Source organism: Enterococcus hulanensis, from assembly GCF_005405485.1.
In the GTDB taxonomy this organism is placed as follows: Bacteria; Bacillota; Bacilli; order Lactobacillales; family Enterococcaceae; genus Enterococcus_A; species Enterococcus_A hulanensis.
This window is the reverse complement of sequence record NZ_BJED01000036.1, coordinates 1-24,697: the sequence shown is the minus strand read 5'-3', so window position 1 is coordinate 24,697 and position 24,697 is coordinate 1. Positions and strand designations below refer to the sequence as shown.

General features: G+C 39.5%; 20 protein-coding genes and 1 tRNA gene. 18 read left to right on the top strand and 3 right to left on the bottom strand.

Annotated elements, in window-relative coordinates; genetic code table 11:
* Positions 1 to 202 precede the first annotated feature (202 nt).
* A complete protein-coding gene (gltB, locus tag FFR60_RS22350) occupies positions 203 to 4,699 on the top strand; it encodes a glutamate synthase large subunit (RefSeq protein WP_371853974.1) in 4,497 nt (1,498 codons plus the stop codon).
* Between the two features lies 1 nt (position 4,700).
* Positions 4,701 to 6,137: a glutamate synthase subunit beta gene (locus tag FFR60_RS22345; RefSeq protein ID WP_137665896.1), complete on the top strand. Its 1,437-nt coding sequence runs from the start codon at positions 4,701 to 4,703 to the stop codon at positions 6,135 to 6,137.
* Between the two features lie 33 nt (positions 6,138 to 6,170).
* Here FFR60_RS22345 and FFR60_RS22340 read toward each other — a convergent pair whose 3' ends face one another.
* On the bottom strand, positions 6,171 to 6,527 hold the full coding sequence (locus FFR60_RS22340; protein ID WP_088933034.1) for a DUF4828 domain-containing protein: 357 nt from the start codon (positions 6,525 to 6,527) through the stop codon (positions 6,171 to 6,173).
* Between the two features lie 108 nt (positions 6,528 to 6,635).
* Here FFR60_RS22340 and sfsA point away from each other — a divergent pair, with 108 nt between their 5' ends.
* The 4 genes from sfsA to FFR60_RS22320 all read left to right on the top strand — a co-directional run bounded on the left by sfsA (position 6,636) and on the right by FFR60_RS22320 (position 9,901).
* Positions 6,636 to 7,367 carry a DNA/RNA nuclease SfsA gene (gene sfsA / locus FFR60_RS22335; protein ID WP_137665895.1) on the top strand — a complete coding sequence of 244 codons (732 nt, stop codon included), beginning with the start codon at positions 6,636 to 6,638 and terminating at the stop codon, positions 7,365 to 7,367.
* A gap of 75 nt (positions 7,368 to 7,442) precedes the next feature.
* A complete protein-coding gene (locus FFR60_RS22330; RefSeq protein WP_137665894.1) occupies positions 7,443 to 8,444 on the top strand; it encodes a Gfo/Idh/MocA family protein in 1,002 nt (333 codons plus the stop codon).
* An 8-nt stretch (positions 8,445 to 8,452) separates the two neighbouring features.
* A complete protein-coding gene (locus tag FFR60_RS22325; RefSeq protein ID WP_137665893.1) occupies positions 8,453 to 9,631 on the top strand; it encodes a DEAD/DEAH box helicase in 1,179 nt (392 codons plus the stop codon).
* A gap of 196 nt (positions 9,632 to 9,827) precedes the next feature.
* Positions 9,828 to 9,901 (top strand) — tRNA-Arg (locus FFR60_RS22320).
* Between the two features lie 53 nt (positions 9,902 to 9,954).
* Here FFR60_RS22320 and FFR60_RS22315 read toward each other — a convergent pair.
* Together FFR60_RS22315 and FFR60_RS22310 are read right to left on the bottom strand one after the other, a co-directional pair.
* Positions 9,955 to 11,193, bottom strand: a complete 1,239-nt coding sequence (locus FFR60_RS22315; RefSeq protein ID WP_137665892.1) for an aminopeptidase — start codon at positions 11,191 to 11,193, stop codon at positions 9,955 to 9,957.
* 112 nt (positions 11,194 to 11,305) lie between these two features.
* Positions 11,306 to 11,749 (bottom strand): flavodoxin, encoded by a 444-nt coding sequence (locus FFR60_RS22310; RefSeq protein WP_137665891.1) that lies wholly within the window; start codon positions 11,747 to 11,749, stop codon positions 11,306 to 11,308.
* A 284-nt stretch (positions 11,750 to 12,033) separates the two neighbouring features.
* Between FFR60_RS22310 and map the strand changes: the two genes are divergently transcribed.
* The 12 genes from map (at position 12,034) to FFR60_RS22250 (ending at position 24,318) form a co-directional block, all read left to right on the top strand.
* On the top strand, positions 12,034 to 12,798 hold the full coding sequence (gene map, locus FFR60_RS22305; RefSeq protein WP_088933028.1) for a type I methionyl aminopeptidase: 765 nt from the start codon (positions 12,034 to 12,036) through the stop codon (positions 12,796 to 12,798).
* 15 nt (positions 12,799 to 12,813) lie between these two features.
* Positions 12,814 to 13,737 (top strand): YihY/virulence factor BrkB family protein, encoded by a 924-nt coding sequence (locus tag FFR60_RS22300; RefSeq protein WP_088933027.1) that lies wholly within the window; start codon positions 12,814 to 12,816, stop codon positions 13,735 to 13,737.
* Positions 13,738 to 13,824: 87 nt separating this feature from the next.
* Positions 13,825 to 14,943, top strand: a complete 1,119-nt coding sequence (locus FFR60_RS22295) for a glycosyltransferase family 4 protein (protein ID WP_088933026.1) — start codon at positions 13,825 to 13,827, stop codon at positions 14,941 to 14,943.
* Positions 14,944 to 14,958: 15 nt separating this feature from the next.
* A complete protein-coding gene (locus FFR60_RS22290; RefSeq protein ID WP_137665890.1) occupies positions 14,959 to 15,753 on the top strand; it encodes a glycosyltransferase family protein in 795 nt (264 codons plus the stop codon).
* A 15-nt stretch (positions 15,754 to 15,768) separates the two neighbouring features.
* Positions 15,769 to 16,530, top strand: coding sequence for a glycosyltransferase (locus FFR60_RS22285; protein ID WP_137665889.1), 762 nt, complete (start codon positions 15,769 to 15,771; stop codon positions 16,528 to 16,530).
* A gap of 44 nt (positions 16,531 to 16,574) precedes the next feature.
* Complete coding sequence (gene rfbA, locus FFR60_RS22280) at positions 16,575 to 17,444, top strand: glucose-1-phosphate thymidylyltransferase RfbA (RefSeq protein ID WP_137665888.1); 870 nt, start codon at positions 16,575 to 16,577, stop codon at positions 17,442 to 17,444.
* 11 nt (positions 17,445 to 17,455) lie between these two features.
* On the top strand, positions 17,456 to 18,028 hold the full coding sequence (gene rfbC / locus FFR60_RS22275) for a dTDP-4-dehydrorhamnose 3,5-epimerase (protein ID WP_171005013.1): 573 nt from the start codon (positions 17,456 to 17,458) through the stop codon (positions 18,026 to 18,028).
* Positions 18,029 to 18,159: 131 nt separating this feature from the next.
* The gene (rfbB, locus tag FFR60_RS22270) at positions 18,160 to 19,188 is read left to right on the top strand and encodes a dTDP-glucose 4,6-dehydratase (RefSeq protein ID WP_137665886.1); all 1,029 of its coding nucleotides are present in this window, start codon (positions 18,160 to 18,162) and stop codon (positions 19,186 to 19,188) included.
* A gap of 134 nt (positions 19,189 to 19,322) precedes the next feature.
* The gene (gene rfbD, locus FFR60_RS22265; protein ID WP_137665885.1) at positions 19,323 to 20,165 is read left to right on the top strand and encodes a dTDP-4-dehydrorhamnose reductase; all 843 of its coding nucleotides are present in this window, start codon (positions 19,323 to 19,325) and stop codon (positions 20,163 to 20,165) included.
* A 31-nt stretch (positions 20,166 to 20,196) separates the two neighbouring features.
* Complete coding sequence (locus FFR60_RS22260) at positions 20,197 to 21,048, top strand: glycosyltransferase (RefSeq protein WP_249355080.1); 852 nt, start codon at positions 20,197 to 20,199, stop codon at positions 21,046 to 21,048.
* Positions 21,017 to 23,113, top strand: coding sequence for a DUF7657 domain-containing protein (locus FFR60_RS22255; protein ID WP_137665883.1), 2,097 nt, complete (start codon positions 21,017 to 21,019; stop codon positions 23,111 to 23,113). The genes FFR60_RS22260 and FFR60_RS22255 overlap by 32 nt, the downstream gene beginning before the upstream one ends.
* A gap of 98 nt (positions 23,114 to 23,211) precedes the next feature.
* Positions 23,212 to 24,318, top strand: coding sequence for an EpsG family protein (locus FFR60_RS22250; RefSeq protein ID WP_137665882.1), 1,107 nt, complete (start codon positions 23,212 to 23,214; stop codon positions 24,316 to 24,318).
* The last annotated feature ends 379 nt before the right edge of the window (positions 24,319 to 24,697 follow it).

Below are 24,697 nucleotides of genomic sequence, written 5' to 3'. Positions count from 1 at the left end.
TCGTAAATGCTTAAATTGGAAAACCCCTTTTGAAGTATTTTTTAATCGAGTGTTGCACTTGATTTGACAATCCGCCTTTTAAAAGATCAGGGCTTCGATAACAAGAGTAATTAAAAAAATATTCTAAGAACACTTGCCTATCTTTTTAAAAAAAGGTAGTATATTAAAAATAAATGAGAATTGTCAAACTATTTAAAGGATGATGTCTATGACAAAGCAACAAGTAACAGAAGGCCCGACCATGTATGATCCCTCTTTTGAGAAGGATGCATGTGGTATGGGCTTTATTGCTCAGATGGAAGGCCAAGCTTCACATCAATTAGTGAAGCATGCACTGACGATGCTGGAACGAATGAATCATCGTGGTGGAACTGGGGCGGAACCTGAAACTGGTGACGGTGCAGGAATATTAGCGACGATTCCAGACAAATTTTTTCAACGGGAAGCAAAAGCGGCAGGTGTTACTTTACCTGAACGTGGGCAGTACGCGGCAGGAATGTTCTTTTTGCCCCCAGACGAGAAACACAAAAACGGGTTGCAGCAGTCACTTGTAAAAGAAATCGAAGCCGCTGGTTATTTAGTTTTATGGCAACGGGATGTGCCGTTTCAGTATGAGAATTGCGGGCCCGGGGCGCAAAAAGTCATGCCCAGCTTTGTTCAGTTGTTCATAAAACGGCCGTTAGAAGTCCAAACGGATCGTGAGTTTGAAGATCGGCTGTATCGTTTGCGCCGTAAGTTGGAAAAAACGTATCATGCGGATGAACTGGCGATTTGCAGCCTATCCAGTAAAACAATCGTTTATAAGGGAATGCTGCATGCCTATCAGGTTGGAATCTTTTATGATGATTTGCAGGATGAAGACTTTGCGGCAAGTATCGCAGTAGTGCATTCACGTTTTTCTACCAACACGTTTCCAAGCTGGGATCGTGCGCAGCCCTTCCGTTTCTTAGCCCATAATGGAGAGATCAATACATTGCGGGGTTCAGAAAATTGGATGAAGAGTCATGGCATCGAAGTGTATAACGAAGAAGACTCTGATTCGGCTAAGTTAGAGAATTGTATGGAGTATTTATATCGTAACGGTCGTGACATTCCTCACGCACTGATGATGATGGTTCCAGAAGCTTGGTCGGAAGAAGCGGGACTGGGTGAAGAAATGACGGCTTTCCAAGAGTATAATGCCAGCTTCATGGCGCCGTGGGATGGACCAGCAGCCTTGTGTTTTACAGATGGCGAAATGGTCGGGGCGACGCTGGATCGCAATGGTTTGCGGCCTTCCCGCTATTCCATAACGAAAGACGGCTTTGTGCAAGTTGCTTCAGAATCTGGTGTTGTTGACTTTGCACCATCAAATGTGATTGAAAAAGGTGTGCTGGGACCTGCGAACATGATCCTAGTTGACACCATCAATGGAAAATTCTACCGCAATCAAGAAATCAAAGAAAAATATGCAAAGGCTCACGCTTACAAAGAATGGTTAGCTGAAAATCGCATCGAATTAGCACAGCTTGCTGAAGCGGAAAACGAAGCAGAGGCAATGACTGAAAAGGAATTGCAAAGACTGTGGAAGCTGAACGGTTATACCGATGAAATTATTCGCGGGGCATTATTACAAATGGCGGAAAAAGGCGAGGAACCAGTTCTTTCAATGGGGTACGATTCTCCTTTAGCCGTTTTAAGTGAGAAGCCGCAATCGCTGTTCACGTATTTCAAACAGCAATTTGCTCAAGTAACGAATCCGCCGATTGATGCGATCCGTGAACAATTGGTGATCGGAACAGAAATGTTTTTAGGTCGTGATGGCGATATTCGCGTAGACGATGCACATAACTGTCAAAAATTGAAAATCAAGAGTCCGGTTCTCAGCAGTGCTGATTTTCAAAAAATTGCCCAATTAAATACCAAAGAACAAAAAGCAGTGACGATCTCAACATTATATCCAGTCGGCAGCCGTAATGCCTTGGAAGACGGGTTGGAACAGATGTTTAAAGAAGCTGAGTCGGCGATTGATCATGGCGGGACGATTCTGATTTTAAGCGATCGCGGTTCAGAGCAGAAAAAAATGGCGATGCCGATTTTATTAGCTGTCTCTGGTTTGCATAATCATCTAGTGCGTAAAGGAAAAGCCTCCATGGCAAGCTTAGTTGTTGATTCTGCGGAGGTTTGCGAGGTTCATCACTTTGCGACTCTAATCGGATATGGTGCCAGCGGAGTCCATCCTTATGGCGCATATGCGACATTGAATGATTTTAAGATTGAAAATGGTTTGGAAAATTATCGGAAAGCTGCTGAAAAAGGTATCGTGAAAGTCATGTCGCGGATGGGAATCTCAACGATCGCCGGTTATCATGGTGCACAGTTATTTGAAGTTGTGGGGATCAGTCTACCGGTGACGGAGAAATATTTTACCGGGACAGCCAGCCGAATTGGCGGATTATCCTTGCAGCAAATTGAAGAAGAATATTTGCAGCGACACCAATTAGCCTATGGCCCACAACAAGACGATCGCTTAGCCTCAGGCGGAAGCTTTCAATACAAGGCCGATGGCGAGCATCATTTATTCAATCCAAAAACGATCTATAACTTCCAACAAGCGGTCCGCGCAGGGGATTATCAGCTATTCAAGCATTATGTGGAGCAAATGAATCAGGAAGCCTTAGAGGAACCGACGAATTTGCGGGCACTGTGGGAGTTCAAGCAGGATCGTCCAGCAGTCAAGCTGTCTGAAGTCGAGCCTGCTAGTAAAATCGTGAAACGCTTCAAAGTTGGGGCGATGTCGTACGGTTCATTAAGTGAAGAAGCCCATCAATGTATTGCTGAAGCGATGAATAGTATCGGCGCGAAATCTAATAGCGGTGAAGGCGGAGAGAACCGCAAACGATTCAAACCACAAGGAGACGGTAAAAACTTCAACAGTAAAATCAAACAAGTTGCTTCTGGACGTTTTGGCGTGAATGCAGAATATTTAATGAGTGCCGAAGAACTGCAAATCAAAATGGCACAAGGTGCGAAACCAGGTGAGGGCGGACAATTGCCGGGGAATAAAGTTTTCCCTTGGGTCGCAGAGATTCGCGGATCAACACCAGGTGTACGTCTGATTTCACCACCGCCGCATCATGATATCTACTCGATCGAAGATTTGGCCCAGTTGATTTACGACTTAAAAGCAATCAATCCGTATGCGAAAATCAACGTCAAGCTGGTTTCTAGTACCGGTGTGGGGACTATCGCTACAGGCGTAGTGAAGGCAGGCGCAGATGTTGTCGTGATTTCCGGCTATGATGGCGGAACAGGTGCATCGCCGCGCAACTCGATTCGTGATGCGGGGTTACCATGGGAAATGGGTGTTGCTGAAGCGCACCAAACATTGGCAATGAATAATTTGCGCCAACGAATGACGTTAGAAACCGATGGAAAACTAATGACCGGCCGCGATGTGGCGATGGCGATTTTACTTGGAGCGGAAGAGTACAGTTTTGCTTCACTTGCGTTAGTTGCGATCGGCTGTGTCATGATGCGGGTTTGCAGCTTGAACACTTGTCCAGTCGGTGTTGCGACACAAAATCCGGCATTGCGGAAATTCTTTGTCGGCAAACCAGAGCATTTGGTCAATATGATGTATTTTATCGCGGAAGATTTACGCGAGATTATGGCTGAGTTAGGTTTTAGAAGTATCGATGAAATGATTGGACATACCGAAGTATTGGAGCCGCGCTTTATCGCTAAAGGCAAAGCGAAATCGTTAGACTTCTCACGGATCTTAGCGACCAGTGTTGGAATCGAACGTAAAACCGAAGACCCATTCAAAGAAAAACGGGAATGGCCTGAATTGGATCACTTTGCGGAAGGGGCCATTAAAAACGGTGAACAAGTAGAAATGACGTACCCAATCAATAATGTTAATCGTACGGTCGGCGCGCGAATGGGCGGCTGGATCGCGGAGCGTTTTGGCAACTATGAGCTGACTCCGGGTCAGATCAAATATACCTACACCGGGATCGCTGGTCAAAGCTTCGGTTCATTCATCACACAGGGAATGGAGTTGAAGCTGATCGGTGAAGGAAATGACTATGTTGCTAAAGGGCTGAGTGGCGGCCGTGTGATCATCGTACCGCCAAAGGATGCTGCTTATGATGTCGAAAATTCACCAATCGTCGGAAATGTGGTTTGCTTCGGTGCAAATCGCGGAGAAGGCTACTTCCGCGGAAAAGCAGGCGAGCGTTTCTGTGTCCGAAATAGTGGCGCGCATGTTGTTGTTGAAGGTGTCGGCGATCATGGCTGTGAATACATGACTGGCGGTGTCGCGGTGATTCTAGGCCCAACTGGTCGAAACTTTGCAGCCGGGATGTCAGGCGGTGTCGCCTATGTTTATGATCCGACTGATACCTTTGCTGGTAAATGCAATTTAGAAATGGTTGATCTTTTCAAATTAGGTGAAGCAGGCGACGATTCTATCTTGAAGGAAATGATCGAGAAGCATTTAGCTTATACCGATTCATTGAAGGCAGCCGAATTATTGAATGATTGGGAAAATGCCCAAAAACATTTTGTCAAAGTCTATCCAAGAGAGTATCACGAAATGGTCCGTGTAACTGAAGAATTGGCGAAAACCGGTTTGATCGGTGAAGAATTGATCGAGAAGGCCTTCATTGAAGTGATCGGCGAACAAACAGTACCGGCTGGAAAGGAGCGTGGCTAGGATGGCAGATCCTTTTGGATTTTTAAAATACCCGCGGAAGGACAATCCTTATCGGCCAGTCGAAGAACGGATTCAAGATTGGGAAGAATTGCAAACGCCGCTTAGTGTAGAAGAACGAAAAGAACAAGCAGCTCGTTGTATGAACTGCGGCATTCCATTTTGCCATACGGGAATTTTCTATGGCGGCAAACGGGCAGTCTCAGGTTGTCCAAATGACAATTTGATTCCTGAATGGAATGATTTTGTTTTCCGAGGCGATTTCAAGAATGCCTTTGATCGATTGGCGAAAACCAATCCGTTACCGGAAATGACAGGGCGCGTCTGTCCAGCTCCTTGCGAGAAATCTTGTACAGAGGGGCTGAATGGTTCAGGTGTGGCGATCCACGACAATGAGCGCTTCATCATTGATAATGCGTTTGAAAATGATTGGGTCAAAGCAGATGGGCTGCCGAATGAACGGACAGACTTTAAAGTAGCGATCATTGGTTCAGGCCCGGCTGGTCTTTCAGCGGCTTGGCGTTTAAATCAATTAGGCCATCAAGTAACGGTCTATGAACGCAGCGACCGTGCTGGCGGTTTGTTGATGTATGGCATTCCAAATATGAAATTGGATAAAGAAATTGTTCAACGCCGGATCGACGTGATGGAAGAAGTTGGGATTACGTTTGTTTTGAATACCGAAGTTGGTATAGATATTACTGCTCCTGAGTTGCAAGCAAAATACGATCGAGTGATTATTGCTAGCGGCGCGAGTGTTCCTCGAGACCTGAAAATTAAGGGACGAGAACTGCACGGTATCCAGTTTGCGGTGGACTACTTAACCGAATGTACAAAGGATGTTTTACAGCATGGGAAAAAAGTCAGCGACAAAAAGCTGGCAGGTAAGCATGTTATTGTAATTGGTGGTGGTGATACAGGAAATGACTGTATCGGTTCAGCAATTCGCCAAGGTGCGGCTTCGGTGAAACAATTGGAGATCACGCCGCAATTACCTGCAAGTCGAGCTGCCAATAATCCCTGGCCGGAATATTCAATGATCAATCGTGAAGGCTACGGTCAAGCAGAATGCTCTTTAAAAAATGCTGAGTTAACAGCTTACAATACATCAACAACAGCATTTATCGGCGCTGAACGCGGACAAGTAAGCGCAATCGAGACGACACAAGTGGATCATCAGTTCCAGCCGATCAAGGGAACGGAAAAAACGTTAAAAGCAGATTTAGTTTTACTGGCGATGGGTTTTACCGGAGCAGAAAAACAGTTGTTAGATGCATTTGATGTAAACGAGATTTATGAAGACTATACGACGAATAACGAAAAAGTATATGTGGCAGGCGATGCTAGACGTGGACCGAGCCTAGTGATTTGGGGAATTCGTGAAGGACGCAAAGCGGCAGAAAATGTAGATCAGATTTTACGTTCTTTAATCCATCAATAGAAAAAGGATGCCAGTCGGCATCCTTTTTTCTTACTAATTTTTAACAGGGACGATCGGAAAAGACACATCGTCTAATTCGTCATAAAGCGTCTCAGGTATGCCATTTTTTGTTTTGATCAACAAGTGATAACCGTATTGATCCTGAATCGCCAATTTTTGTTCACTCAATTCAATCAGTTGATAGATGATGGCTGTGCCATCTAAAATAATCGATAAATCAGGATAGATCGTAATAGTGTGATGTTTGTGTTCTTTAGGATGAGTGAACTCCCAAGAACCGACATATATACTATTTAAGTCCTTCGCTTCACGTTTGCGAACAAATTTCGAACTCACTGCTGCCACACCGAGAGAGGTCGCACTTAGGAAGACGGGCCATTTCAATCTCATCAAAAAACTCCTTTCACACTAGCTTTGTTATACTATATAATAAAGTCTGTCATCTTTCCATCAGCCTTAAGGACTATTTAACTTTTTTTAGAAGGATTTTGATAAAAAATGAAGTATTCTGCCATTCACTTAGCTATTTTTATTGAAAGAAGCAATCGCTTCATTGCTCGCTGCCGTTTATTGGAGACAGGGGAAGAAATTATCACCCATGTAAAAAATACCGGCCGCAGCAAAGAATTATTACTACCTGAAGTTTTGGTAGCAGTGAATCATCAGCCATCTGCCAAACGGAAAACGGCTTATGATTTAATCGCAGTTAAAAAAGGAGACATGTGGATCAATATTGACTCGCAAATACCGAATGCGTTGGCCGCTGAAGGAATCCTAACAGGTAAAATCCAATTGTCTGGATTGAAGGGATCAATTAATTTTTTAAAGCGCGAATACACTTTTGAACATTCGAAGTTTGACATTTATTTTGAGACGGATCAGCAAGAAAAAGGATTCGTGGAAGTAAAGGGGATGACGTTGGAAAATCGAGGGATCGGTGCTTTTCCCGACGCACCAACGTTAAGAGGCTTGAAACATGTTGAAGAATTACGCGTGGCTCAGTCAATGAGCTATCATTGTTATGTTTTATTCGTTGTTCAGTTTCCAACGATTCAAGCTGCAACGATTCATCGTGAGATGCAGCCGGCACTTTATGAGGCGGTAAAAATGGCCGTAGCAGACGGTGTTCAGATTTTAGCGTATAATTGTGATGTGGATCAGGAGAATATCTCAATCAAAAAAGTTGTTCCCTTTGATTTGGAACAAAAATTTATTGATCCGAATCAGTGAGACGTTTTCCAACCCTTTACAGTGTAAGTAAAAGAACTTAAAAAAATACCTTGGAGTGAAAAGGGAGGAAGAAACATGATTAATTTAGGTATCATTGGGACAAATTGGATCACCGATCAATTTGTTCAAGCGGCACATGAAACAGGCAAGTATCAACTAGCAGCAGTTTATTCACGTCGACTAGAAACGGCACAAAAATTCGGTGAAAAATACGGCGATGTCGAATATGCGACCGACCTTGATACGTTTTTTAGTATTGAGCATTTGAATACGGTCTATATTGCTTCACCAAACAGCTTGCATTTTGAACAAGCCAAACAAGGAATTCTAGCTGGCAAAAATGTCATCGTGGAAAAACCAGCCTTTTCAACACCTAAAGAGATGGATGAAATTATTGAACTAGCCAATCAGAAAAAGGTCTTTTTCTTTGAAGCGGCTCGCAATATTCACGAGCAGGCGTTTAAAACGGTGGCTGATTTTCTACCTTTTAAAGATCATATCATTGGGGCGGATTTTAGCTTTATGAAATATTCATCACGTTACGATCAAGTGTTAGATGGCCAAGAACCCAATATTTTTTCACCGCACTTTTCAGGCGGTGCATTGGCTGACTTAGGTGTCTATCCAATTTATGCGGCGTTAGCTTGGTTTGGTATGCCGAAAGAAAGTATTTATTTTGGCCAAAAAATTTCGACCGGCGTTGATGGCATCGGGACCGGTGTATTGCGGTATGATAACTTTGATGTTACGATTCGAACGGGCAAAATCAGCGACAGCTTCCAGCAATCAGAGATATATTTAAGTAACGGCACATTAGTGATGAACGCAGTTAATTCGATTAGTGAAGCCGTCTTCCATGATCGTGATCATCAACGCAGGGAAAAACTAAACGTTCATCAATTGGAAAATCCAATGGTGGAGGAAGCCAACGTATTTGCTGAAGTCATTTTAAATCCAACAGATCGTGAATTAGGAACCGATTATGAAGAATGGGTCGAATTAGCCCGTAATGTAAACCAAGTGATTTATGATATGCGAAAAAGTGCGGGCATTGTTTTTGATGCTGACGAGAAATAGAGGAAACTATGAACAATCAGGAATTTGTACCATTTTTAAAGAACAATTGGGAGGAGGCCGGCTTTCAAAAGCCAGCCTTGATCCAAACAAAAGTTTATTCACCAATTATTGAAGGAAAAAATCTAGTTGGAATCGCTCCAACCGGCAGTGGAAAAACGCTGGCCTATTTATTACCCTTAATTAATCAAATGGAAGCAGGTAAAGCTAGTCAAGTTTTAGTATTGACCTCTTCGCAAGAATTAGCAATGCAAGTGGTGGAAGTAGCTCGCAAATGGTTAACAGGCTCCGGCATGAAGGTGCAAGCTTTAATCGGCGGTGCAAATGTTAAACGCCAACAAGAAGCACTGAAGAAAAAACCGGAATTGCTGATTGGGACCCCTGGTCGTGTGTTGGAATTGATCACAGCAAAAAAAATCAAAGCGCCCAATATCAAAACATTAGTCTTTGATGAGGTTGATCAGCTAATTCAAGGACAAAGCCTGCAGCTGATTCAAAAAATTCTGAAGGCCAGCGATAATCAGGCGCAGCATTTGTATTTTTCCGCGACAGCTGATGTCGTACTGGATGAGTTGAATCAGCTTGAGTCTGATTTATTAGTTGTAGATGTCTCCGATGAAGATGATAGTCAAGGTGACGTGCACCATTTCTATTTAGAAACAAGTGATCGAAAAAAAGTTGATCAACTGCGACGTCTGCTGAATCTGCCCGCTTTTTGGGGGATGATTTTCTTCAATCAATTAAACGATATGGGAAGTGCCGAAGAAAAACTGCTCTTTCACCAATTACCTGTGGCAAGTCTTGCTTCAGATCAATCAAAAATATCTCGTAAGAATGCAATCGAACAATTCAAAAAGCATCAAGCATTAGGCTTATTAACAACCGATTTAGCTAGTCGCGGTTTAGATATCGAGTCATTGCCATTTGTGATCAATGCGGATGTACCGATGAGTGAAGAAAGCTATCTTCACCGTGCTGGACGCGTTGGACGAATGGGAGAAAGTGGGATTGTTATTTCTCTCGTTACACCACAAGAAAAATCGGATTTGACTAAAATCGCTAAAAAGCTCGACTTGAAACTTGAGCCAATCTATCTGTTTGGCGGAGAGCTGCTAACTGAAGAACCAGTAAAACAGAGCGAACCAAAAAAGAAAAAAAGCAAAAAAAGTAAAGGGAAAAGACGAAAATAGGTCTTTTCTCTTTTTTTGCTTTAGCTCAGTGTTCTCAGTATGAGGTTCGAAAGTCTTCTGGATTCTTAATTGATAAAAATTCATAAATTGCTAATAGTCGGTTAGTGAAAATTTTCATTTTTTCGAAATAACTCCCTTAAATTTAAGTTAGCCAGCTTGCTAAAATAAGTTAAAATCGCTACAATAGTATAGGCACGTTCTCGTAGCTCAGTAGGATAGAGCGATCGCCTCCTAAGCGATAGGTCGCTGGTTCGATTCCAGTCGAGAACGTAAAAATAGCCACTTAGAAAAATTTTTCTAAGTGGCTATTTTTTGTTTTTTAATTAAGCCCAATCACCATTTCTAAAAATTGGAACTTTTGTCCCATCTTTTCGAATACCATCGATATTCATTTGGTCTGAGCCTACCATGAAATCGACATGAGTTTGGCTGCTGTTTAGTCCAGCCTCCGCTAATTCGGTTTTAGACATTTCAGTTCCTCCTTCCACACTGAAAGGATAGGCGGCACCGAGGGCTAAATGGTTTGAGGCATTTTCATCAAAGAGGGTATTAAAAAAAGTAATCCCTGATTGAGAGATTGGTGAGGGATCAGGTACTAAGGCAACTTCGCCTAAGTGTTTAGCCCCTTCATCAATATCTAATAGCGATGCCAATACATCAGCGCCTTCTTTAGCAGAAAACTCCACCACTTTGCCGTCTTTAAACGTAAATTTCATTTCATTTAATGTGGTTCCAGCATAACTCAGCGGTTTTGTGCTAGTAATATAACCATCTACACGATTACGATCTGGTGCTGTGAAAACTTCTTCGGTCGGCATGTTGGCCATAAACTCATTTCCATCTGCGGCGAAACTGCCAGCGCCCTCCCAAACATGATTCGCTGGTAAGCCTATAACAATATCTGTTCCTGGAGCAGTGTAGTGCAGAGCGTAAAACTGTTCCTTATTTAGAAGCTCTGCTTGTTTTCGCATCGTAGCATCGTGTTCTTCCCAAGCTTTGACTGGATCATCGGCATAAATTCGAGTTGTTTTAAAAATTTCATCCCAAAGCTTGTCGACTTGTTCTTCACTTGAAGTCAATTCTGGAAAGACTTTTTTAGCCCAAGCAGGACTTGAAGCCGCTACGACAGTCCAACGTAGTTTGTTAGATTGTGTTGCTTCCATCACTGCTTGCAGAGCTTTTCCTCGAGCCGCTTGGAAGGCTGCAACCCGGTTTGTATCGACTCCTAATAAGGCATCTGGATTTTGAGAAACGATACTAATACGAGTGACTCGTTTTTCAGCAAATGTATTAGCCTCATCCACTTTATAGGCTGGAACTTCGTTGATACGATCTTCGGCCGCATGACTTAAGAATTCTCGTTGGATCTCATCGTCATTCCATTGAACGATGACTTCTGCAGCACCTAGTTGATAAGCTTCCTTTGTCACAAGACGTGCCAACGATGCTTGTTCAATACTAGTGTAAACCACCACTGTGTCATTTTTTTGAACATTCACCCCAACTTTTGTAATTAAGTGGGCATATTTTTTTAAAAGTGTCTCAAAATTAGGTAGTACCATTATTATCCCTCCGTTTCATTAGTCTTATCTTAGCATTTCTTAGAATTTCGCAAAAGAAAATGCATTTAAAAAAGATGTGCCAGACAAATCTGGTACATCTTTTTTCGAATAATTAGGATGCTGCTGCGACAATTTTTTTAGCGAAAGCTTCTAAATTTTCGATATCCTCTTCCTCGGCTGCCATTTCAACTTTTACACTGTCAGCACCGCGAGTTGCGCCGGTTTTCGCAAAGGCCGCTTCAAAATCATCAACGGATTTGCAGTATTGATCATAAAAAGTATCACCAGAACCACATACGCCAAAAATTTTCCCGCTTAAATCTAACTCTTGCAGCTCTTCGTAAAAGTCTACGATTTCATCAGGCAGATCACCTTCACCATAAGTATATGTAGCAACAACACAGATATCCGCGTCTTCAAGATCTTCTGCTTCTACTTGTGTACACTCATCAATTTCTACATCAAGATCTAGATTTTCGAAGGCTTCGGCTACAATGTCCGCGATTTCTTCGGTATTTCCAGTCATGCTGGCATAAACAATTTTTGCTAATGTCAAAAAAATTCCTCCTTAGCTTTAAGCTAAATTTATGGTCATTATATCAAAATAAAAATCAAAAGGAAATCACTGCTCTCTAACCATTTGTTCGCTTTATAGGGTTATGTTAAAATGGACAAGATGAAAAAGGATGTTCGTCCAGATTTTCACAGACTTGTTTTATTGCTTAAAAAAAGATTATGAGACGAAAAATCCAAGTATTAGCTGGACGACCTATGAAGATATTTTCACCAAAAAAATAGATATATATAATAGTAGAAATATCAATATGAGGAGACGAGAACATGATTACATTAAAATCACCCCGGGAAATAGAAATGATGAATGAGTCAGGCGAGTTGCTAGCTGACGTTCATCGTCATTTGCGAGATTTTATAAAACCAGGGATTACCAGTATGGATATTGAAGACTTTGTTAGAGACTTTATTGAAAGTCATGGCGGCGTTGCAGCACAAATCGGCTTTGAAGGCTATGAATATGCTACATGCTGCAGTATCAATGATGAAATTTGCCATGGATTTCCAAGGAAAAAACCACTAAAGAATGGTGATTTGATCAAGGTTGATATGTGTGTCGAATACAAGGGCGCGATGTCTGATTCTTGCTGGTCATATGCAGTAGGAGAAGTTTCACCTGAAATCAACCGACTTATGGAAGTTACTAAAAAAGCGTTGTATCTAGGTATTGAGCAAGCGCAGGTTGGAAATCGTATCGGCGATATCGGTCATGCAATTCAAACTTATGCTGAAGGTGAAGGATTTTCAGTCGTACGTGATTTTGTTGGTCACGGCATAGGACCAACGATTCACGAAGAACCAGCGATTCCACATTATGGTGTTGCTGGAAAAGGACTGCGTTTAAAAGAAGGTATGGTCATTACAATTGAACCAATGATCAACACTGGTGTTTGGCAAATGAAGATGGATCCAAATGGCTGGACTGCCTATACACGTGATGGTGGTTGGTGTGCGCAATATGAACACACCTTAGCAATCACGAAAGAAGGACCGAAAATTTTGACTTCACAAGGTGAAGAAGGAACATATTAGGACGACGAGGATTTTATGGGACCAATAGATAAAATTAAAAAAAATAAGAAACTAATGGATTTTATCCAATCGATCCAAAAACATTTAGCAGAGACAGAAATAGGCGACCGTTCCGTGGTAGTCGCCTATTATTTGTTGCTGTCCTTTTTCCCAATATTGATCATAGTCGGCAATTTGCTGCCATACTTTAATATCACACCAGAAACAGTTCTACCCTATCTAAGTGAGGCTATTCCGCCAAATGTTTACAGTTTTTTGAAACCGGCGATCACAGGATTGTTAGAAAGCACTTCTGGCGGTATGTTATCAATCTCAGTTTTAGCTGCTTTATGGTCATCTAGTCGAGGAATCAATGCCTTGCAGACAGCCTTGAATCGTGCTTATGGTGTCGAGGATCGTGGGAATTTTGTTATTAGCCGTATCGTATCAGTAGGTATCGTTGGTGTGTTAATGATGGCAATCATTGCTGTTGCGCTATTTTTCAGTGCGGGTCAAGTAATTTTAGATGCCTTGCAGCAATTATTACGTTTTTCTCCTGATATTATTGATACATTCTTGGCTTTACGCTGGCCTGTCACATTAATTGGTCTGCTGGTAATACTAGGTGGCTTGTATATCGTTATTCCTAATGCACACGTACGTGTAAAATATGCACTTCCTGGGACAGTTTTTGCCACAGTCGGTTGGATTGTTTTAGCGCAGGGCTTCAGCATTTACGCGCAAACTTTCGCACAACGTGTCTCCGGTTATCAAATCATCGGAAGTTTCATTGTGCTGATGTTTTGGTTAAATTTCGCTGCAACGATTATTATTTTAGGTGGCGTGTTGAACGTAGCTATCGAAGAATATCGTACAGGACAAGAGGTTACAGAGGGATCCAATCGTGTCAATAAATGGTTCAATAAATTGAAGGATCGTTTCATAAAAAAGAAAAAATAATCTCAAGAATTTTGAAAGATTTTATGAGAACCTTGTAAAGAGTGTTTAATCCTATATAATAATTTTAGTAAAAAGGCAGGTGGCAATATGTTAGTATCGTTCGGGCTGATCATCAAGTATTTTTTAACATTTTTGATTGCGTTGGTCTTAACCCCGATTTTTAAAATAATTTCGGTCCAGACTGGGTTGGTAGATAACCCAAATGCGCGCCGAATGAATCAAGTGCCGATGCCTAGTGCTGGCGGTTTGCCAATTTTTGTTGCATTTGCTATTTCATCGTTAATTCTATTTCGTGATGCGATCCCTTTTGATTATATTAGTAAGATTTTATTAGGTGGTCTAATTATTATTATCACTGGATTACTAGATGATAAATTTGAATTATCTCCTAGACAAAAAAGTGTGGGGATATTACTGGCGGCTTTGATAATTTATTATGTTGCAGAAATTCGTTTTGATTTCTTCACAGCACCATTATTTGGTCGAATTAATTTAGATTGGTTGAGTCTGCCTGCTACAGTTTTTTGGATTTTTGGTATTACGAATGCAATGAATCTAATTGATGGTTTGGACGGCTTGGCATCAGGAGTTTCAATTATAAGTTTGACAACAATAGGTGTCATAGGATACTTTTTCCTGCATTCATCAACAGTCTATATTTCATTAGCGATTTTTTGCTTAGTAGCAAGTATTATGGGATTCTTTCCGTATAATTTTTACCCAGCTAAGATCTATTTAGGCGATACAGGAGCTTTATTCTTGGGATTTATGATGTCGGTACTGACATTACAGGGTCTGAAGAATGTTACTTTCATTTCTTTGATCACACCATTGATTATCTTAGGTGTTCCAGTGACAGATACATTCTTTGCTATGGTTCGACGCAAAGCTAAAAATATGCCGATTTCTGTTGCAGATAAACAGCACTTACATCACCGCCTATTAAATCTAGGCTTTACACATCGCGGGGCAGTTTTGACGATTTATGCGATTGCTGTATTATTCTCTTTTTCCGCGTTGCTATTGAACTATACCAGCCAAGTGGGCACGATTGTTTTGATTGTTGCCATGGTTTTCGCTTTAACATTCTTATTAGAATTGATTGGATTAATTAGTGAAAAATATAGTTTTATTACGAAAAGTTTCCGATTCTTTGGGAACAAGGAGTACCGTTCGCAGGTATTGCAAAAATATTTCAAGAAATGAGTGTTGTCGTCCGTTATGAATATGAATGATACTAATCTAACTGTCAGCATCGTGACGCACAACAGCGACAAGATTTTTCTAAGCTTGGATTCTTTGATTGAAACGTTGAGTGAAGATCAGGCGATTCAGATTAAGATTTTTGACAATGCCTCAGAATCAGCGTATCGCGAACGTTTAAGAAAATACCTCGATTATCCATTTGTCAAAATAGAATTTCATGAGGAAAATAAAGGTTTCGGTTTTGGTCATAACGTCAACCTTTTAAACACTACAGGATATGGGATTATTTTTAATCCAGATATTATATTGTCAGAAAATCATCTAAAAGAAATGGTTATCCATTTGGCTAACTATCCGAAGTGCGGATTGTTAGCACCGAAAATATTAAACGAAGATGGAACGACTCAATATTTAATTCGCAATCATTTAAATGTTTTTGATTACATACTGAGATTTATCCCGTTTAAGATTGTCAAAAGGCTATTTGCAAAGCGATTGGCTAAATTTGAGTGTCGTGATTTACCAGAAGGGCAAGATAGTTTTGTACGAATGATTTCTGGCAGTTTCATGGTAGTGGATCTAGCAAAGTTTAATGAGATTGAAGGCTTCGATGAGCGTTACTTTATGTATTTCGAAGATAATGATCTTTGTCGTAAAATGGAGCAAGCAGGTTACAAAGCAATTTATAGTCCACAATTCGCTGTCGTTCACTTATATGAACGCGGCGCAGTTAAAAATCGCAAGTTGTTTTTTATTTTTTTACAGTCCATGAAAAAATATTTTCAAAAGTGGGGCTGGCAATTTTTTTAATTTTGGAGGTAGGGAATGCAAAAGCAGTCCAAGATGCGAATTTCCGTTTGTATGGCGACATACAACGGCCGTCACTTTATTGAAGAACAATTGAACAGCATATTCCCTCAACTTTCAGAACTTGATGAGTTGATCATTTCCGACGACCATTCTACGGATGGCACGTGGGAATTTTTATTAGAATTAAAAGCAAATGATCCGCGAGTGAAACTTTTTCAAAATGATGGGAAAGGTTTGATTGCGAATTTCGCTAATGCTATTCAGCAAAGCAGGCATCCGATCATTTTCCTAAGTGATCAAGATGATATCTGGCATGCTGACAAAGTTAAAAAGATGCTCCCATATTTCAAAAATCCCAGAACAAAAGTGGTTATTTCTGATTTAGTTATTGTTGATAATGACTTTGAAATTTTGATGCCTTCTTATCAAGCGATGCGTCATACTCACTCTGGATTCTGGCATAATATTGTGAAGAGCAGTTATATTGGTGCAGGGATGGCCTTTCGATCAGAATTAAAAGAAATTATTTTGCCAATCCCACAAGGAGTGCCGATGCACGACATGTGGATTGGTTTACTAGCAGATTATTATCGCGGAGTGGTTTTTATTCCTGAACAATTGGTTTATTATCGTCGTCATGGTTTGAATGCATCGGAGATCAAAACGACTGCTTCAAGAGTTCAGCAGTTTAAATGGCGTTGGAATGCTCTACAATTAGTTAGAAAAAGAATAAAAGAAATTAAAAAAAAACAGCAAAACGATTTTTCTAATACCTAACATCAGGTATAATGTGTTCGTATGCAAAAAAAAGGAGCGTAAGTATGAAAGGAATAATTCTAGCAGGGGGCAGCGGTACACGTTTATACCCTCTAACTAAAGCAACTTCGAAACAATTAATGCCGGTTTATGACAAACCTATGATTTACTACCCAATGTCTACATTGATGCTGGCAGGAATCAATGAAATATTGATTATCTCAACACCTCAAGATACACCACGTTTTGAAAATCTTTTTGGCGATGGACATGAATTAGGGATTCATATTGAATATGCGGTGCAAGAAAGTCCGGACGGCTTGGCTCAAGCATTTATTATTGGTGAAGATTTTATTGGCGATGATAGTGTCTGTTTAGTTTTAGGAGACAACATTTACTATGGCGATGGACTATCACGTATGTTGCAGCGTGCTGCGAAGAAGACGGATGGTGCAACGGTTTTCGGTTATCACGTAAACGATCCAGAACGCTTTGGCGTGGTGGAATTTGATGATGATATGCAGGCTGTTTCTATTGAAGAAAAACCTGAAAAGCCTAAGTCGCATTATGCAGTAACTGGATTATATTTCTATGACAACGATGTAGTTGAAATTGCAAAAAATATCCGACCATCCGAACGTGGCGAATTAGAGATCACTGATGTTAATAAAGAATATTTGAAACGAAATGAATTATCTGTAGAAGTAATGAGCCGTGGTTTTGCTTGGTTAGATACGGGTACTCATGAATCTTTATTAGAAGCTTCTACCTTCATTTCGACGATTGAAAAGCGTCAAAATCTAAAAGTGGCATGTTTAGAAGAAATTTCTTATAGAATGGGCTATATTACAAAAGAAGACCTAATTGAACTTGCTCAACCATTGAAGAAAAATCAGTATGGTCAATATTTATTACGTTTAGCAGAAGAGGAATAAACATGGGAAAAATCAAAGTAACAGAAACGAATTTAACAGATGTAAAAATTATCGAACCTGCTGTTTTCGGTGATCATCGCGGATTTTTCACTGAAAGTTATTCAGTAGAAGATTTCAAAGCAGCGGGCATTGATTTTAATTTCATTCAAGATAATCATTCGCTTTCAACACAACCAGGGGTTTTGCGGGGATTACATTTCCAAAAAGGAAAATCAGCACAAACGAAGCTAATTCGGGTCGTAAGTGGTGCGGTTTTAGATGTGATTGTGGATATTCGAAAAGGAAGTCCGACTTATGGGAAATGGGAAGGCTACATTCTTTCCGAATACAATCATCGTCAATTATTAGTACCTCGTGGTTTTGCCCATGGATTTGTGACACTGACTCCAAATGTCAATTTCATGTACAAATGTGACAACTATTACGATGCAGAAGCAGATGGCGGTATCTCATTTGCCGATCCAGACTTAGCAATTGATTGGCCGATTGATATCGAAAAAGCTATCACATCAGAAAAAGATGCCAAACAACCGACCTTGAAAGAATTTGAAGCTGAAAATCCTTTCGTGTATGGTGAAATTTAAGAATACTCATTCCATTTTTTCAATCTAAATGAACCGATCATTTAGTATAATGGTATGCGCGGTTAGAATCAAACTCATTTTTCATTTCTTGAAAAATGAATATCTTATTACGAAATAGGAGTAAAGTATAGATGAAAAATATTATCGTAACAGGAGGAGCAGGTTTTATCGGCTCTAACTTTGTTCACTATGTGGTAAATAATCATCCAGAAGTTCATGTAACAGTTTTGGATAAACTAACGTATGCTGGAAACAAGGAAAATCTAGCTGGACTTCCTGAAGACCGAGTAGAATTAGTTGTTGGAGATATTGCTGACGCTGAACTGGTCGATCGTTTAGTTCAAAAGACTGATGCAGTTGTTCACTATGCAGCTGAATCACACAATGACAACTCTTTAAAAGATCCTTTTCCATTCGTACAAACCAACATTATCGGTACTTATACATTGATTGAAGCGTGCCGTAAGAACAATGTTCGTTACCATCATGTTTCTACAGATGAAGTTTATGGCGATCTTCCATTGAGAGAAGATTTGCCAGGCCACGGTGAAGGAGCAGGCGAAAAATTCACGGCAGAAACGCCGTATAATCCATCAAGCCCATATTCATCAACTAAGGCTGGTTCAGATTTATTAGTTAAAGCTTGGGTTCGTTCATTTGGTTTGCAAGCAACAATCTCAAATTGTTCGAACAACTATGGTCCTTATCAACACATTGAAAAATTTATTCCACGTCAAATTACAAATATTTTGAGTGGAATTCGTCCAAAACTTTATGGCGATGGAAAAAATGTACGTGACTGGATCCATACGAATGACCATTCTTCAGCTGTTTGGTTAATCTTAACTAAAGGGAAAATCGGAGAAACTTATTTGATTGGCGCTGATGGTGAAGAGGATAATAAGACTGTAATGGAAATTATTTTAGAAGAAATGGGCCAAGCAAAAGACGCCTATGATCACGTAAAAGATCGTGCCGGTCACGATTTACGTTATGCGATCGATTCTACTAAATTACGAGAAGAATTAGGCTGGTCACCAGAATTTACCAATTTCCGTGCGGGTATGAAGGATACTATTAAGTGGTATACTGAGCATGAAGATTGGTGGCGTGCTGAAAAAGAAGCGGTCGAGAGCAACTACGCGAAAAACGGCCAATAATACAAATTGAATGAGGCAGGTGCAACCTGCCTTTTTGTTGGGTTTATTCATAGCAAAATGAGTTAAATTTGAGAAGGCTATATCAAGTTGTTTAAAAGAAGCTAATTACATTACTATATAAGGAGTAGATAGATATGATCTTAATTACAGGCGGGCATGGACAATTAGGAACTGAACTGCGCAATTTGTTAGATGAAAAGAAAATTGAGTACGTTTCAACTGATGCTGATCAACTGGACATTACTGATAAAGAGGCTACAAATAAGTTTATTGCTGATATGAAGCCAGAAATCATTTATCATTGTGCGGCATATACAGCTGTTGATAAAGCAGAAGATGAAGGCAAGGAGCTCGATGAAAAAATAAATGTTGAAGGCACACGGAATGTGGCAGAAGCCGCAAAAGCTGCTGGTTCAACATTAATCTATATCAGTACGGACTATGTTTTTGATGGAAAGAAAAAAGATGGCATGTATCAGGTAGATGATGCAACGAATCCACTGAGCGAATATGGCCGTACAAAACTTTTAGGTGAAAAAGCTGTGCAAGAAATCATGGATAATTATTATATTATCCGTACTTCTTGGGTATTCGGTATTTATGGTCATAATTTCATTTACACGATGCAAAAGTTGGCTAAAACGCACGATCGCTTGACGGTTGTGAATGACCAATTCGGTCGACCAACCTGGACACGTACGTTAGCTGAATTTATGACATTTGTGATTGAAGAAAAGGCGCCTTTCGGAGTTTATCATCTATCGAATGAAAACAGCTGTTCTTGGTACGAATTTGCTAAAGAAATTCTGAAAGATACAGACGTGGAAGTAGCTCCGGTTACTTCAGAAGAATATCCGCAAAAAGCAACTCGTCCGCAGTATTCGATTATGGACTTGAGTAAAGCAAAAGAATTAGGCTTTGAGATTCCTACTTGGCAAGAGGCTTTAGCTAGTTTCCTTGAATTAGAAGCAAAATAATAAAAATTTAGAGGTGAGAAGTTTGTTTGAAATGGTTGTGGTTTTATATAATCTGATGTTTTCAGAATCGTCAACGATCCAAAGTTTGAACAAACTTCTTGCTTCAAATAAATTTTCTGAAATTAAACAAGTATTGATTTTTGATAATAGTCAACAGGCTGAGGAACCTCAGGGATTGGATGAACGCTTTATTTACTATCACAGTCCGGAAAATGTGGGGTTAGCGCAAGCGTATAATTACGCTTTGAGTCAAGTCGATGAACATATTGAATGGCTAGTGACGTTGGATCAAGATACTACGCTTACAAGTGACTATTTAGAAGAATTGATTGTCCAAGCTAATAGTCAGCCGCAATCAGTTGCTGCAATAGCGCCAATCATCAGAGATAATAATCAGCAAATATCACCTGTACGCAGCGATACATTGCGTCCATTACATACAGAATTACCTAAGAGTGATCAAACATATTCTCAAGACATTATGGTAATCAATTCAGCAACTGCACTTCGTAAAAGTTTCTTAAATAAAATCGGTGGGTACAACTTAGAGTTTCCATTAGATTATCTAGATCATTGGATGAGTTGGCGAATTTTTTTTGAGAAAAATCAAATTAGAATACTTTCAACGGAATTGCAACACCAATTATCTGTATTGGATTATGCGAATCATATGAATTTTTCTCGTTATCAAGCGATTATTCAAGCTGAAAAATGCTATTATACTTTATATAGAACACAACTGTTTGCTAAATACCGGATGCAATTATTTTTACGAGCATGCAAACAAATTTTAACGGGGAAATTCAATTATGGAAAAATCACATTTAAATTTTTATTCTCAGGAGGAAAAAATGGAGACAAGGGCACAAAAGCGAACGAGTGAAATACCATATGAAAGAACAAGGAAGAATCCTTTTGTGTGGATTGTTGATCAAATTATTCGTTTCCGTTATCTTATTGGTGTACTATTTCTAATATTAATCGTTACGCTAAATTTAAATGGAAGTTCAATCGGCTCTTGGGACAGAATCGTTTCAGAACGTAGTGATGACAAGAAATCAGATGTTATCTTCGGAGAAAATCGGGAAGTTCGTTCAGACGAGTGGATGGTCCAGACACCGTTTTATTTCTCGCAAGCTGAAAGCGACTATCCAGTTGTGAATAAACAGTATGGCAAAGAAGGGCAAAATATGATTATTGCCTACAATTCACCAGTCAAGGACTTGACTGTAATTGGAAAGCCATTCAATTGGGGCTTTTTCTTTTTAGGAAAAGAACGTGGATTGTCCTTTTATTGGGGCTTTAAAATCATTGCGATGCTTCTATTAAGTTTTGAGATGGTCATGATTTTGACGAAACGCAACAAATATCTGTCGTTGTTGGGATCATTCTGGATCACTTTTTCACCATCGATTCAATGGTGGTTTATGCAGCATGTAGGAGATTTGATGTTCTTCACACTGGCAATCATGGTAGCCAGTTATTACTATATTGCGAAACATAAAAATGTATTACTGCGTCTGCTAATGATGAGCTTGATTGTTATAAACGGAATTGGATTTGTTTTAGTTTTGTATCCAGCCCATCAAGTACCGCTGGTTTATCTGATATTATTTTGGTTGTTTGGTACATTGATTCACTTCAGAAAAGAACTGGTATTAGACATTTGGGATTTGCCAATTATTATTGGTGGTCTTGGAGTTATCAGCTTTGTTCTTTTACATTTTTACAGCACGTCAAAAGAAGCAATTGATGCAACGCTAAATACAATTTATCCTGGACATCGGGAAGCCGAAGGAGGAGGACGTCCTCCTTCTGATTTTTTCCTGTTTTTGACTAACTGGAAAATCCCTTTCGAGAATTTCAATTTTCATGGCACAAATAATGGGGAAGTGGCCTCTTATTTCAACTTTTTACCATTGACTGTACTTTTATCCCCGTTTATTTTCTTTTCTAAAAAAGGAAAAGAAGAAAAATATTTAGGAATTATCCTGGGATTGTTCTGCCTATTTATATTTGGATGGACATATTTTGGCTACAGTCATGGAATTGCGAAAGTCTTGATGCTGACTTATGTAACAAGTACACGTAGCTTAGTGACATTAGGCTTTGGTGCTGTGTTGTTATCATTATGGATGATCAACTTCATCTGGGAATACGTAAAAATCCCTTGGTGGATAAAATTTATTTTTTTAGCTTTGATCATGATACTGGCGACACATTCGGTGACATCGTCAATTATGGGATTGTATTTCAATAACTTTGAGATTTTTATGACTTTAGTAGTTTTCGCGTTAATTATGTTTGCTCTATTGTTCAAGCTCAAGAAGTTTTTTATATTGGCAATGACTGTCATCGTGCTAGTTTCAGGAGTTTTTGTTAATCCAATTGTTCATGGCACCGGGGCAATTGATAAAAAGACCTTGGCTGAAGAAATTGTTAAGATCAAAAAAGAAGATCCGGATGCTATCTGGTTGTCGGAAGGCGATCTTTATAACTTTACACCTGCTTTAGGTGTAAAGACGATTAATTCGGTTCGCTTTTATCCAGATATGAAAATGTGGCACAAGATCGATCCTAAACATAAGAATGAAGAGATTTATAATCGTTATGCGCATGTTCGGACCTTTATTGATAAAGGTAAAACAGAATTTCGTTTAGATCGACCAGATAATTTTACTGTCAATCTCAATTTTACTGATTGTAAAAAGCTTGGGATCAAATACGTGATCAGTAAACGTCCATTAGAAGATTATAATCCACTTAATTATGCGCAATTTGAGGAGATATATGGTCCTGACAAAGATAAATGGTCAATTTATCGTTTGAGCTTTACTTCAGATGAGCTGCAGGCAGAGGCAGAGGCCGCAGTTGATCCAATTGGTGGAACAGATAATTATCAAGAGATTCCTCAACCAGCGCCTACTGAAGATGGCTATATCAATTAAAAATTGTTCTACTCGAAGGGTTAAGAATAATAAACTAGGTCATTTATAAAAGGTATTATGAATTTTTCTATAAAATTAGGAAGAGAATGGGTGTGTATATGAGTTACTTACTTTTCATAGGCGTTGGAAGTTTGACTGCAGTTTTTAGAAAGAATAAATTCTTGTGTATTATACTTGTCACTCTTTTTTGGATTGCGATGACATTCAACACTACGATTGCGGACAGAGGGCAGTATATAAATTTTTATAAGGATCCCATTGCAGCAAAAGAAGAATGGGGATACACATACCTTCAATTAGCAGCTAAAGCAATAGGGTTGCCTTTCCAAGCATTTTTTGCTATCGTAATTGGTTTGTCACTACTATTGATGCTTTACTCTGTGTTCAAGGCATCAATTAATCCAGGGTGGACGCTCTTTTTCTATACAATTTTTCCGTTTACAATGGATGCTGCGCAAATTAGAAGTTTTGTAGCAGCAGCGTTTATCACTACTGGCTTAGTAGTCTTAGCGAAGGATCGTAGTTGGTTAAGTATTGTTAAGTACTTAGCACTTGTAACAGGAGGTGTGATGTTCCATTATTCGGCACTTTTTTTCTACCTGGTCATAATCGCCTGTTTTGTTCCACCGCTCATTTTGTATCTTATAACAACTTCGTCGGCTATTTTTATTTCATTAAATCTTGGGAGAGTAGTGAAGACTCTAGGACGGTTGCTACCGTTTATCGATTATAAAATAAGTCGTTATTATAATACAAAGTTGATAACTGATTCTGAAGAAATGAAAGGTTTTACAATTTATTTGATACTTTTATCATTATTAGCTATTGTTTCGTGGCTGATGATACGTTATAGCCTAAAAAGTCCAACCGAGAGGTTTTTTGCTAGTAATCAACACTTAACAAAGATTAATAATTACTACTATAATCATGCAATTTTAGTGATAAAAGTAAATTCATTGTTGATGCTAACATTACCATTAATCTCCATTTCCGTAAGTTTTGATCGCTTGATACGAGCCTGTTTATTATCAAATTATATCTTGTTTGCTAACGCATTAGGATCTAAAGCAAGTTTATGGGGACGAATTATTCTTGCAATCCTCTGTTTAATTTTTGTTGGTTATTACTGTAATTTTTATATTGTTTCTCGATTTCCGGAGGTAGTATTTCGTTCTGTATTTGAACAAAATATTTTCTTGCCTTAAACAGAAATAGAGAATTAAATGTCCTAAATTAATGCTAATGACAAGCTTCCATGTCAAGCGAACAATGAAATATAATGAAGATTTTAAGATTGATTTCCGATTTTGGAAGTCAGTCTTTTTTCCATGTGTCAGACATGGTACTTATTCTAGCTGGTGAGAGTTCAATCGTAGGTAGTTACCCAAGCGTAGTGAACCACAAACCGAAATCAGTGATGATGGAGTTAAGTAAGTGATATAGTGAATCTTAAGAGCTCACGCACAGGAACTTGATCAGTGTAAATGGCGGATAGGGTCGCTCTATAGGGTTTGTCAACTAAACTGTGGAAGTTAATTAATTAAGTTTTCTAGTAAATAGCCTCTCACAGTATTTTTAAGCAAC

Bases quoted from the DNA above. Each gene is read 5' to 3' on its own strand.
- rfbD (WP_137665885.1), top strand. From the start codon at position 19,323: ATGATCTTAATTACAGGCGGGCATGGACAATTAGGAACTGAACTGCGC.
- FFR60_RS22250 (WP_137665882.1), top strand. From the start codon at position 23,212: ATGAGTTACTTACTTTTCATAGGCGTTGGAAGTTTGACTGCAGTTTTT.
- rfbB (WP_137665886.1), top strand. From the start codon at position 18,160: ATGAAAAATATTATCGTAACAGGAGGAGCAGGTTTTATCGGCTCTAAC.
- FFR60_RS22325 (WP_137665893.1), top strand. From the start codon at position 8,453: ATGAACAATCAGGAATTTGTACCATTTTTAAAGAACAATTGGGAGGAG.
- FFR60_RS22290 (WP_137665890.1), top strand. From the start codon at position 14,959: ATGAATATGAATGATACTAATCTAACTGTCAGCATCGTGACGCACAAC.
- FFR60_RS22295 (WP_088933026.1), top strand. From the start codon at position 13,825: ATGTTAGTATCGTTCGGGCTGATCATCAAGTATTTTTTAACATTTTTG.
- FFR60_RS22345 (WP_137665896.1), top strand. From the start codon at position 4,701: ATGGCAGATCCTTTTGGATTTTTAAAATACCCGCGGAAGGACAATCCT.
- FFR60_RS22255 (WP_137665883.1), top strand. From the start codon at position 21,017: ATGGAGACAAGGGCACAAAAGCGAACGAGTGAAATACCATATGAAAGA.
- FFR60_RS22300 (WP_088933027.1), top strand. From the start codon at position 12,814: ATGGGACCAATAGATAAAATTAAAAAAAATAAGAAACTAATGGATTTT.
- FFR60_RS22340 (WP_088933034.1), bottom strand. From the start codon at position 6,527: ATGAGATTGAAATGGCCCGTCTTCCTAAGTGCGACCTCTCTCGGTGTG.
- gltB (WP_371853974.1), top strand. From the start codon at position 203: ATGTCTATGACAAAGCAACAAGTAACAGAAGGCCCGACCATGTATGAT.
- sfsA (WP_137665895.1), top strand. From the start codon at position 6,636: ATGAAGTATTCTGCCATTCACTTAGCTATTTTTATTGAAAGAAGCAAT.
- FFR60_RS22315 (WP_137665892.1), bottom strand. From the start codon at position 11,193: ATGGTACTACCTAATTTTGAGACACTTTTAAAAAAATATGCCCACTTA.
- FFR60_RS22285 (WP_137665889.1), top strand. From the start codon at position 15,769: ATGCAAAAGCAGTCCAAGATGCGAATTTCCGTTTGTATGGCGACATAC.
- rfbA (WP_137665888.1), top strand. From the start codon at position 16,575: ATGAAAGGAATAATTCTAGCAGGGGGCAGCGGTACACGTTTATACCCT.
- FFR60_RS22260 (WP_249355080.1), top strand. From the start codon at position 20,197: ATGGTTGTGGTTTTATATAATCTGATGTTTTCAGAATCGTCAACGATC.
- map (WP_088933028.1), top strand. From the start codon at position 12,034: ATGATTACATTAAAATCACCCCGGGAAATAGAAATGATGAATGAGTCA.
- FFR60_RS22330 (WP_137665894.1), top strand. From the start codon at position 7,443: ATGATTAATTTAGGTATCATTGGGACAAATTGGATCACCGATCAATTT.